The 11,544-nt window shown below is 70.1% G+C and carries 9 protein-coding genes and 1 rRNA gene; all 10 read right to left on the bottom strand.

What is annotated here, in order from left to right; all coding sequences use genetic code 11:
* Positions 1-414: 414 nt before the first annotated feature.
* Positions 415-1,581: a rod shape-determining protein RodA gene (gene rodA, locus AB0C28_RS13775; protein WP_358074395.1), complete on the bottom strand. Its 1,167-nt coding sequence runs from the start codon at positions 1,579-1,581 to the stop codon at positions 415-417.
* A 370-nt stretch (positions 1,582-1,951) separates the two neighbouring features.
* Positions 1,952-3,997, bottom strand: coding sequence for a penicillin-binding protein 2 (mrdA, locus tag AB0C28_RS13780; protein ID WP_358074398.1), 2,046 nt, complete (start codon positions 3,995-3,997; stop codon positions 1,952-1,954).
* Positions 3,994-4,458, bottom strand: coding sequence for a rod shape-determining protein MreD (gene mreD, locus AB0C28_RS13785; protein ID WP_357843128.1), 465 nt, complete (start codon positions 4,456-4,458; stop codon positions 3,994-3,996). The genes mrdA and mreD overlap by 4 nt, the downstream gene beginning before the upstream one ends.
* A gap of 334 nt (positions 4,459-4,792) precedes the next feature.
* Entirely contained in the window at positions 4,793-5,671 is an 879-nt protein-coding gene (gene mreC, locus AB0C28_RS13790; RefSeq protein WP_357843125.1) for a rod shape-determining protein MreC, read from the bottom strand.
* The gene (locus AB0C28_RS13795) at positions 5,671-6,702 is read right to left on the bottom strand and encodes a rod shape-determining protein (protein WP_346114894.1); all 1,032 of its coding nucleotides are present in this window, start codon (positions 6,700-6,702) and stop codon (positions 5,671-5,673) included. Before AB0C28_RS13795 ends, mreC begins: the two co-directional genes overlap by 1 nt.
* Before the next feature lie 361 nt (positions 6,703-7,063).
* Positions 7,064-7,474 (bottom strand): nucleoside-diphosphate kinase, encoded by a 411-nt coding sequence (gene ndk / locus AB0C28_RS13800; protein WP_090773482.1) that lies wholly within the window; start codon positions 7,472-7,474, stop codon positions 7,064-7,066.
* 188 nt (positions 7,475-7,662) lie between these two features.
* Positions 7,663-9,288, bottom strand: a complete 1,626-nt coding sequence (locus AB0C28_RS13805; protein ID WP_358074402.1) for a hypothetical protein — start codon at positions 9,286-9,288, stop codon at positions 7,663-7,665.
* An 11-nt stretch (positions 9,289-9,299) separates the two neighbouring features.
* Complete coding sequence (locus AB0C28_RS13810) at positions 9,300-9,644, bottom strand: DUF4233 domain-containing protein (protein WP_357843118.1); 345 nt, start codon at positions 9,642-9,644, stop codon at positions 9,300-9,302.
* Positions 9,641-10,960, bottom strand: a complete 1,320-nt coding sequence (locus tag AB0C28_RS13815) for a folylpolyglutamate synthase/dihydrofolate synthase family protein (RefSeq protein WP_357843115.1) — start codon at positions 10,958-10,960, stop codon at positions 9,641-9,643. The genes AB0C28_RS13810 and AB0C28_RS13815 overlap by 4 nt, the downstream gene beginning before the upstream one ends.
* 289 nt (positions 10,961-11,249) lie before the next feature.
* A 5S ribosomal RNA gene (gene rrf, locus AB0C28_RS13820) occupies positions 11,250-11,366 on the bottom strand.
* Positions 11,367-11,544: the final 178 nt, after the last annotated feature.

Genomic DNA, 11,544 nt, shown 5'->3' on the forward strand with positions numbered 1-11,544 from the left:
CCCGCTATCGCTGAGTGGCTGCGAGCGTAGCTGTGCGGCCGCTTGGGCATCTTGTAGCCCCCAGCGGGCCGCGTCCCGGCGACGTGTTGCTGTGTGGACGGTGTGGTGGCCTGGTGAGGCGTTGTCGTTCGGGCGCGCGGTCAGGTGGTGATGGTTCCCGGCTGGGGGGTTACTGGCGTGGGTCGTGCCTCACTCCTGACGTGTGTAGTGCCCCCGGCCTTGCGCTGGTCCAGGGTGTACTAGCTTGCGTAGTGCCCCACCCCGTGACTGAGAATGCCGGGGAGGGGCCGAGAGGCCCCGCACGCGCCAGCCCCCGCAGACGCCCTCAGCGCCACCACGCAGCCCTTCATAGACCCTCGCGGGACATCGCAGGCAGGCGTCACCGCAGGGCGGCGCCAAGGAGGACCTGTCTCCTCACTCGAACGACTGTCTTCGCACCCTGATGGCCTGCAGCAACCCGACCGCGATCAAGTTCGCGAACGTGGCGGTGCCCCCGTAGGACACGAACGGCAGCGGCAACCCCGTGATCGGCATGATCCCGATCGTCATCCCCACATTGATGAACGTCTGGAACGCGAACCAGCACACGATCGTGCCCGCCACCAGCGTCCCGAACCTGTCCTCGCACTGCCTGGCGATCTTCAGCCCGCGCAGCAGCACCACGCCGAGCAGCAGCACCACCGTGACCGACCCCAGGAAGCCGAACTCCTCCCCCGCCACCGTGAAGATGAAGTCGGTGTGCTGCTCGGGCACGAACCGTCCCGTCGTCTGCCCGCCCCCGAGCAGCCCCTTGCCCAGGAGCTGTCCCGAGCCGATCGCGATCATCGATTGCGTGCTGTTGTAGCCCACCCCGCGCGGATCCACGCTCGGGTCGACGAACGCGGTGAACCGCGCCACCTGGTACGGCTCCAGCATCTGGAAGTAGAACACCGAGAACATCCCGACGCACGCCACCAGCGTCAGCGCGCCGATCAGCCGCTTGCGCACGCCCCCGATGATCAGCCCGGCGGCTGTGATCACCGCCAGCACCATCGCCGTCCCCAGGTCGGGCTGGAGCATGACCAGGCCGATGGTGAGCGCGGCGGCGAACAGCGAGAGCATCACGTCCAGCCCTCGTGGCCGATCGGTGCCCTCGGCCGGCTGGGCCAGCAACATCGCGATGATGAGCAGCAGCCCCACCTTGGCGAACTCGGACGGCTGCACCGCGAACCCGCCGCCGAGCAGGATCCACGAGTGCGACCCGTTGATCGTCGCGCCCAGCGGGGTGATGACCAGGACCAGCCCCACCACCGACAGCAGGAACACCACCGGCGCGTACGCCCGCATCGCCCGATGGTCGACCATGGCCACGAGCCCGCACAGCGCGAGCCCGATGGCCTCGTTGAGCATGTGTTTCTTGACCAGCCCCGTCGCGCCCGGCGCCCAGGTCCTGGTGGACGACCACACCAGCAGCGTGCCGATCACGCACAGCCCGGCCACCGCGACGAGCATCAGCCCGTCGAGCCGCCGCACCGTCGAGTTCTCGCGAGCCATCCGCCGAAACAGCGAGGGCCGCCGAACGGCCACCGTCCGCGCGTTCACCGGCCACCTCCCGTCACGTCAGCGCCGCCTGACCCTCTACGCCAGCAACCCGCCACACCCGCAACGGCCGACCGCCGGCCTTCCGCCACACCCGTAACGGCCGACCGCCGGCCTTCCGCCACACCCGTAACGGCCGACCGCCAGCCTTCCGCCGCATCCGCAACGGCCGACCGCCAACGCCCATTTCCCACCGCGGCCGACCAACCCCACCCATCCCACCCACTTCTCGGTACGGCCGACCACCCACGCCCACCTCCCACCACGTCCACGGCAACCGACCACCCGCGCACATTTCCCGCCACACCCGCGACAGCCGACCACCCGCCCACACTTCCCGCCACACCCACCGCGGCCGGCTGCTCGCGCCCGCTCATTCCCCGGCCACCGTTCCGTCAGGCGCGAACTGCGGAAGCCGGGTGGTCAACCGCCCGCCCGGCACCGCGGGCTTGCGTTTGATCCCGTAGATCCCCTCGTAGATCTCCCGTACGGCCGGAGCCGCCGTCTGCGCGCCCATGCCGCCCTGCGACACCATCGCGACCACCACGTACTGCGGATTCTTCGTCGGCGCGAACGACGCGAACCACGAGGTGTCCTTCTTGCCCCATACCTCCGCGGTGCCGGTCTTGCCGCCCACCCGGACCTTGTTCATCGGGAACCCGGCGAACGCCCCGGCCGCCGTGCCGTCCGCGGCCACCTGGCTGAGCGCGTTCTTGATGTAGAGGCGCTCCTTCTCGCTGAGCGGCAGTTTGCCCACCACCGGCACCGGAATCTTCCTGACCACCGTGCCGTCGGGCCGCACCTGAGCCCACCCGATGCGCGGGCTGCGCACCTTGCCGTCGCTCACCAGCGCCATGTAGGCCCTGGCCAGCTGCATGGGCGTGACGAGCACGTCGCCCTGCCCGATGGAGAAGTTGGCGGAGTCACCGGGCCGCAGCAGGAACCCCTCGGTGCAGTTCTCCAGCGCCAGCCGCTTGAGGAACTCGGCCCGCGCCCTGTCCTTGACCTCCGGATAGCCCTTGCGGGAGCGCTCGCAGTTGATCGCGCTCGTCCTGTTCCACAGGTCCTTCTTCCAGGCCCGGTCGGGGATGCGGCCGCCCGACTCGCCGGGCAGATCGACGCCGGTCGGGCTGCCGAACCCGAAGGCCCGCGCCATGTTGGCGAAGATCTCCTTGGGCGGCTTCTTCGGCGTGCGCCCGCCGTCCTTGAGGTACTGCTCGTACGCGGCCCGGTAGAAGATCGTGTCGCAGGACTTGACCAGCGCCGTGTGCAGGCTGAGCGTGCCCAGCGCGATGCCGCGGAAGTTGTTGAAGGCCCGCCCGCCCACGGTGTAGGAGCCGGGGCACGAGTACGTCCCGTTGAGCGGGTAGCCCGCGCGCAGCATCGCCGACACCGACGACACCTTGAACGTCGAGCCCGGCGCGAACTGGCCGTTGATCGCCCGCGACACGAGCGGTTTGCCGGACTTCTCCGACAGCAGCCACTGGTAGCCGCGCGCCGAGATGCCGCCCGCCCAGATCTCGGGGTCGTAGTTGGGCGCGCTGGACAGAGCCACGACCCGCCCCGTACGCGCGTCGAGCACCACCGCGGCCCCACCGTCCGCGCCGGGCGCGGACTTCATCGCCTTCGCCAGCGCCTTCTCCACGACCATCTGCACCCGCAAGTCGATGCTGGTCACCAGGTGGTCGCCGGGAATGGGGGTGGTCTGCTCCTCGACGCCGAGCGCCTTGCCCATCCGATCGACCTGCACCCTGCGCAGCCCGGCCTTGCCCCGCAACGCGTCGTCGTAGACGTATTCGAGCCCGTCGCGCCCGGCCAGGTCGACCCCGGAGAAGCTGGCCTTCAGCCCCTCCCGCTTCTCCAGCTCCGCCTCGGTGACGGGCTGCAGGTAGCCGAGCATCTGCGCCCCGGCCCTGCCGCCGGGATATTGCCTGACGGAGTGGATCTCCGCGGTCACCCCGGGAAACTCCTCCTGCCGCTCCAGGATCTGCAGCGCCTCGCGCGTGTCCACCTTCTCGTCCAGCGGAACCGGCTGGTACGGCGACCCCGTCCAGCACGGCTTGCCCACCCCAGGACCGCAGGGCGTGATGCGCTGCTGCAGGTCGGCGACCGGCCGCCCGAGCACCTCCGACAGCTTGGTCAGCACTTTGACGCCGCCGTCCTTCATCCGCGACAGCCTCGTCCTGTCGACGGACACGACCAGAGCGGTCTTGTTGCGCACCAGCGGCCGCCCCTTGGAGTCCAGGATCTGGCCTCGGACCGCCGGCACGATCACCGCCCGGGTCCTGGTCTCGGTGGCCCGCGTCACGAACTCCTGCCCGCGCACCACCTGCACCTGCCACAGACGCACGGCCAGCACGACGAGCAGCGTCAGCACGAGTAGGTGAAGCACCAGCAGCCTGGCACGCATCCTGATCATGTCGAGAACCTCGCCTGTCTGCCGCGCGTGGTCAGCCAGATCACGATCGGCGACACCAGCAACGTGTAGACGATCGTGACCGGCACCTGTTCGGTCAGGGTCGACAGCGTCACCCGCGGATCGCCGATCAGCCCGCCCACGGCCGCCGCCAGCAGGGGCGCCATCAGCACGCACAGAACGACGGTCGTGGCGGGCCCGCCCGCCCCCCGCCCGGCCACGTAGCCGGCCAGCGCCAGGACGAACGCGTACTGACCCACCAGGTGAGCGGACGGCGGCATGACGTCGACCAGCAGCCCCGTGCAGAACCCCAGCACGGCCCCGGAGGACGGCCCTCGGACCAGTGACGCCCCGATGACGGCGAGCAGCACGAGATCAGGCGCGCCCCCGGCGGGTAGCGGCACCCGGTTGACGAGCATCACCTGGGCCAGCAGCGCCAGCACCACGGAAACCCCGCCGATCACGCCGCCCCCTCACCGCACGCCGAGAACCCACGCACCGCATCGTCCGAACGCCCCCACCCCCACCACCCGCGACCCGCGAGTCGCACCCGCCCCAGCCCCACTCGACCGCCCCGCCCCGGCAGCGGACACCTCACCTGGCCGTCCCGCCCCAGCCCCGGACGCCCCACCTGGCCGCCCTGTTCCAGCCGCTCGCGCCACATCCGGCCGCCCCGCTCCAGCCGCTCACACCACACCCGGCCACCACTCCGCCTCGAAACGCCGTCCGGCCACACGCGACGAGCCCTCCCCACGCCGACGCCCCCAGCCCACCGCACGCGGCCGTCCCGGCTTGCGATCACCGCGCCCGCTCCTTGGCCGGCAGCACCGCGTCACGCGGATCCCGCTTGGGCGCTTCCACCACCACGCCGACCACGTCGAGCGCCGTCAGATCCGCGTACGGCCGCGCGTACGCGATCCGGGTCAGCTCCCCAGGCGTCGACTCCACCCGTTCGATCACCCCGATCGGCACTCCGGCCACGTACGGCCGCCCGTGCTGCGACCCGAAGCTCACGATCCGCCCGCCCCTGCTCAGCGGTGCCGTGGAGTCGAGCAGCCGGAACTGGACGAGCCGCCCGTGCTCGCCCACCCCGTGGACGACACCGATCTCCTTGCCGCCTTCCAGCCGCGCCCCCGCGGCCGAGGCGGGATCGCTCAGCAGCACCACGGTCGACGTGTGAGCCGACGCGTGCAGCACCCGGCCGACCAGCCCGTCTCCGTTGAGCACGGTCATCTCGGACCGCACCCCGTCGTCGGCGCCGACGTCGATCTGCACCGCGTCCTCGAACCCCGGCTGACCCCGCCGCGCGATCACGCTGCCGGTGACCACTTTGTATCCCCCGGTCCCGGCCAGCCCGAGCAGCTGCTTGAGCTGCTTGGCCCGGTCGGCGTCGAGCTTCCCGGCCAGCAGGCCGGCCCGGAGCTCGGCGTTCTCCTCCTTGAGCGCCTCGATGCGCTGCTTGGCGGCCGGCGCGGTCAGGATCGCGTGCACGAACCCGCCCACCGGTCTCACCACGCCGCTGCCGAACTGCTCCGCCGTGCCGAACAGGTAGGCCCCGGCCGCGCGCAGCGGGCGCAGCGGCGAGCTCTCGCCGGTGCGGTGGTCGACGGTCAGGATGACCAGTGCGGCGGCGAGCAGCACTCCCAGGATCAGCCGGGCACGGCGCGAGTCTCTCATCAGTGCCGCGACTCCGGCACCAGGACCTGCTGGAGTGCCTCGAACTCCTCGGCGCACTTGCCGGAGCCGATGGCGACGGAGTCGAGCGCGTTGTCGACCAGGTGGACCGGCATGCCCGTCTCGGCCTTGACCCGCTCGCCGAGCCCCTTGAGCAGGGCGCCCCCGCCGGTGAGCGCGATGCCGCGGTCCATGATGTCGCCGGACAGCTCGGGCGGGCACTTGTCGAGGGTGGTCTTGACGGCATCGACGATGGCGTTGACCGGCTCCTCGGTGGCCTTCCTGATCTCTTCGCTCGACACGATGATGGTCTTGGGCAACCCGCTGACCAGGTCACGCCCGCGGACCTCCGCGTGCGACTCCTCGCCGAACGGGCACGCCGAGCCGATGGCGATCTTGATCTCCTCGGCCGTGCGCTCGCCGAGCATCAGCGAGAACTCCTTCTTGGCGAACGCGATCACGGCCTGGTCGAGCTCGTCACCGCCGATCCTGATGGACTGGCTCGTGACGACGCCGCCCATCGAGATGATCGCCACCTCGGTGGTGCCGCCGCCGATGTCGACCACCATGTTGCCGGTCGGCTCGTGCACCGGCAGCCCGGCCCCGATGGCCGCGGCCATCGGCTCTTCGACGATGTAGACCCTCCTGGCTCCCGCCTGGTAGCCGGCCTCTTTCACCGCCCGCTGCTCGACGCTGGTGATGCCACTGGGTACGGCGATGATGATGCGCGGCTTGGCGAAATGACGCCGTCGATGCACCCTTTGGATGAAATATCGCAACATCCGTTCGGTGACGTCGAAATCGGCGATCACGCCGTCCTTCAGCGGACGGATCGCGATGATATTGCCAGGCGTACGACCGATCATCCGCTTGGCCTCGATGCCGACCGCCACGATCTTGCCGGTCACGGTGTTGATCGCGACGACTGACGGCTCATTGAGCACGATGCCGCGGCCACGCACGTAGACCAACGTGTTGGCGGTGCCAAGGTCGACCGCCATGTCACGGCCGAGGAACGCGAGCTTGCTGCCCATGGGGAACGGAGCCCTCCGTAACGTCGTTCGCGAATGACTACGGATCGAATTCGAATCGTAACGTGACGTACCCACCGATGCGCGCAATGAGCCATCGCGCCCATCAAAAATCTCCAGCCCCTAGCTCAACCGCAATTTTGCCCGGATTGCACCACAACATCCGACAGCGCGCTGGAACGATCCAACATCCAATCCAAAGAAACCCTACGGCAAGCCCCCGACAAAAACCGGCTCAAGAATCGCGGTCACAGACCAGGAAATCCGCGCGAGCCCACCCCGGAACCCTACGAGAAAGGACCGACAGAAAAAGCCGCGCGCCCGCACAGCCGGAGCTGCGCGGGCGCGGAGGAGGCGGAAGCGACTAGAACCTGTCCGGGAAGAAGATCTTGATCTCCCTCGCGGCCGACTCGGGCGAGTCGGAGCCGTGGACGACGTTTTCACCGATCTCGAGGGCGTGGTCGCCGCGGATCGTGCCGGGCGCCGACTTCACCGGGTCGGTGGCGCCGGCCAGCGCGCGGAACGCCTCGACGGCGCGCGGGCCCTCCAGCACCAGGGCGACGAGCGGCCCCGAGGTGATGAACTCGACGAGCTCGCCGAAGAACGGCCGCTCGGAGTGCTCGGCGTAGTGGGCCTTGGCGGTGTCGGCGTCGAGGGTGCGCAGGTCCATCGCCACGACCTTGAGGCCCTTGCGCTCCACACGGGCGATCACGTCACCGATGAGGCCGCGCTTAACCCCGTCGGGCTTGATCAGGACAAGAGTGCGCTCGGACACTTGGAGTTCTCCTTCGAACATGGTGGGGTCACGGCGGCAGGCACCGGCCTGGCCGCGAGGACGCTTCGCGGGGCACGCGCCCGCGCGTCGCCGTAGCAGGGCCCTCAGCTTACCGTCCCGAGCCCCTGCCCTAGTTTCCGTACGCCGGAAGCCTACGCACAAGCCGCAAGCCCGCAGAAGCCGGAAACCTACGCGGAAGTGACGTCCTCCGGCGACTGCCCCTGCGGCGGCACCGCGGGCGGCACCCCACCCGCCCCCGCCGCCGACCCTCCGGCCGGCCCGGTCACCGAGGCGCCGATCCGCGGGATCGCCACGGTGGACGGCTCGTCGTCACCGTCGGGCCCTCCGAGGCCGTCTCCCCGTACGAGCAGCACGTCCGCGGGAGGCAGCCCCGCACAGGGGACGTCCGGCGGCGCCTCGGGCCCCTCCGGCTCGTCGGCCAGGACCCCGCGCCCAGGGCGACGAGCCATCACGGCCGCAAGCACGATGATCATCACCAGCAGGAACCCGCTGGCCAGGGCCCACCAGTGCAGCGCCCCCACGAAGCTGTCGACGAGCTCCTGAGCCGACCGCACGCCGTCCAGCATCGCCATCTGCACCCCGGTGCCGAGCAGGAACCCCGCCAGCACCCCCGCGCACCCCAGCGACAGCGCGGACATGGCCGCACCGGCCCCGACCCCTTGCAGGGCCGCCGTCACCGCCACCGCCGCACCCACCGCGAGCAGGCTGAACGGCACCGTCAGCACCATCCCGTCGGCGGAGGGCACCACGAGCCGCACCGAACAGAGCCCGGCCACCATGGCCAGCAGCCCCAGCGACGCCACCCGGCGCCCCGCACCCCGCGCGAACAGCCGCACGCCCACCGACGCCACGATCGCGAGCACCCCGGCCACCACGTACGGCACCCACAGCCCCCGCAGCCCCGGCCCGCCGAGCCCGCCCATCTCCACCAGCGTCACCTGAGCGGCGCTGGGCAGCAGCACCGCGCCGACCGCCACCATCGTGTACGCCGAGGTACGGCTCTCGGAGCCGCCGATCGAAGCCATCGCGAGCAGCCCCAGGATCGCGACCACCGCCAGCACCATGACGGGAACCGCCCGCCAGCCCTCGGTCGCCGTGCTGATCGCCAGCGCCGCGATGCCCGCCGCGGGCACGGCAGTCAGCAGCAGCCGCCCGCGTTCCTTGACGCTCGGAACGGGCCCGGCGGGCCGCCCGGCCAGCGTCCACGCGACGAGATGAACCGCCGCCAGCCCGAGCGCGACGCCGGTCACCAGCGGGTACGGCTGCAGCGTGACCCGCCAGCTGCTCACAGCGTCGAGCGGCCACAACGCCAGCGCCTGCGCCGTGAGCAGGCTCAGCCCGAACGTGCCCGCCCACAGAGCCCGCAGGACGGAGGCCCGGTGCCACACCGCCGCCAGGGTGGCGGCCAGGATGATGCCGGCGCCGACACCGCGCAGCACGCGTACGACACCGACGAGCAGCTCGGAGCCAGCGTAGCCGCCCCCGGCCTCGGACAGCGCCACCAGCGCCAGCCCGACGAGCAGCAGGTGAGGCGCGGGAACGCGGCGCAGCGCGGCGGCCACGAGCGGGACGGTCAGCATCAGCGCGGGCAGCGAGAGCCCGTTCGTCCGCATGAGCCCGGTCTGGTCGAGGTCGTCCGGCAGCAGCCTGGCGACCACGGAGAGCGTGTTGGGGATCGAGACGACCGCCAGCGGCAGCGACGCCACGACCAGCAGCCCGAGCACGATGTCGAGCAGCCAGGAGTTACTGAGGCGCGCCTGATGCGGCGGCCGTTGAATCGGGGGAACGGCCATGTTGGCCGACTTTAGCGCGTAGTAGCGCCCTCGACACGGCGAGCTACGATAATCGCCGTGATCCACAGCGCGGCGAAGATCACCCCGAGGAAGAACATGGTCGGCACGAGGAAGCCCGTGGCGATCGCCAGCACCTGGACGACGCTGCCGACGACGTACCCGACGGGCCGCTTGAGCATGCCCGCGGCGACCACGCACAGGACGAGCAGACCGATGCCGACCGCCACGGCCAGCCCCGGCTCGACCCCGCCCACGCCGATCGCCACGGGCGTGATGAGGCCCGCCACGATGGCTTCCATGCCGAGCACGCTGGCGCCGAGCCGGCGCATGCCCGGGGTGACCTCGAAGTTCATCATGTGCCGTCCGCCTTCAGCAGCTGCCGGGCGTCGCCGGCCGTGACGACCGACCCGGTGATGAGCACACCGGTGCCGCTGAACTCACCCGCGGCGTCGGCGATCCCGATCGCCCTGTCGATGGCGTCGTCGAGCCGCTCGACCACGTGCACGCGGTCCTCCCCGAAGAGCGGCTCGGCCAGGGCCGCGAGCTCTTCGGCGGACATCGACCTGGGCGAGGAGTTACGCGTGACGACGATCTCTTCGAGCATCGGCTCCAGCAGCTCAAGCAGCCCCTCGACGTCCTTGTCACGCATGACGGCGACCACGCCGATCACCTTCGCGAAGTCGAACGCCTCGTGCAGCCCCTCCAGGGACGCCTGCATGCCGCCGGGGTTGTGTGCGGCGTCGACCACCACCGTGGGGGTGCGCCGCACGACCTCCATCCGCCCGGGCGAGGACGCCTGCGCGAACGCCTGGCGGACCAGCTCGACGTCGAGCGGGTCGTCGCCGCCGGTCAGCGCCTCGACCGCGGCCAGCGCGCAGACCGCGTTGCTCGCCTGATGGGCACCGTACAGCGGCAGGTAGACGTCGTCGTAGACGCCCTTGAGCCCGCGGAGCGACAGCAGTTGCCCGCCGATCGCGACCTCGCGGCTCAGCACCCCGAACTCCAGCCCCTCGCGGGCGACGACGGCGCCGACCTCGGCCGCGCGCCGCATCAGCACCTCGGCGGCGGCGAGCTCCTGCTGCGCGAACACCGCCGTGGCGCCGGGCTTGATGATGCCCGACTTCTCCGTGGCGATGCTCGGCAGGTCAGGCCCGAGCCGCTCGGTGTGATCGAGCGAGATGGGCGTGATCACCGACACGGTGCCGTCGGCCACGTTCGTCGCGTCCCAGGACCCGCCCATGCCGGTCTCGATGACGGCGACATCGACCGGACTGTCGGCGAACGCCGCGAAGGCCATCGCCGTCAGCAGTTCGAAGAACTGGATCCGCCGTCCCTGCGTGTCGGTCAGGTCGACATAGGGGATGATCTCCTCGTAGACCTGCGCGAACCGCTCCTCGCTCAGCGGCTCTCCGTCCACGGTGATGCGCTCACGCATCGAGACCAGGTGCGGGCTGGTGAACCGCCCCACCCGCAGGTTGCGCTCCTTCAGCAACGCCTCGGTGAGCCGCGCCGTGCTCGTCTTGCCGTTGGTGCCGGCGATGTGTATGACCGGGTACGCCCGCTGCGGCGAGCCGAGCAGGTCAAGAAGGGCCGCGATCCGATCGAGCGTCGGCTCGAAATCCCACTCGACGCCACGATCCAGGATCGCGCGTTCTACCGCACGATAATCCACCCCTCAACCCTACTGACCGTCATCACCAGTCCGTACGCGGGGCGAACATCCCACGCCCGCCACCCCCGGCCGCAGGGCCCCTCCCTGGGGACGGCCTCACCGAAGCCCCCTTGGGGACGGCAGCCCACCAAACCCCCGAACAGCCCCCGAACAGCCCCCGAAGAGTGGCGCAGTCGATGACGTGCACGATCATGTCGCACCGCTTCAGGACGCCACAACAGGGCCCGGAAACGCAAGAAGAGGGCCCCGACACCTGCAACAGGTGTCGGAACCCTCTCCTCAAAAGATTGTCCGGCGGTGACCTACTCTCCCACACCCTCCCGAGTGCAGTACCATCGGCGCAGGGAAGCTTAACTTCCGGGTTCGGAATGTAACCGGGTGTTTCCTTCCCGCCATAACCGCCGTAACCCTCCGAAACACACAAACATCACTGTTTGCTGCCTCAGAATTGCTTAGTGGACGCGAGCAAGAAAATCTCTGAACCTTTGTCAGGTGCGGCGCAGTTCTGGACCCGGCGAAGAGTAACAGAACGCAGCACACACACACGCACAAAGAAACAGAAGTTGCTTTGTGGTCAAGTCCTC

Origin of the sequence: Nonomuraea sp. NPDC048892 (assembly GCF_040649735.1) — a bacterium.
GTDB lineage: Bacteria > Actinomycetota > Actinomycetes > Streptosporangiales > Streptosporangiaceae > Nonomuraea > Nonomuraea maheshkhaliensis.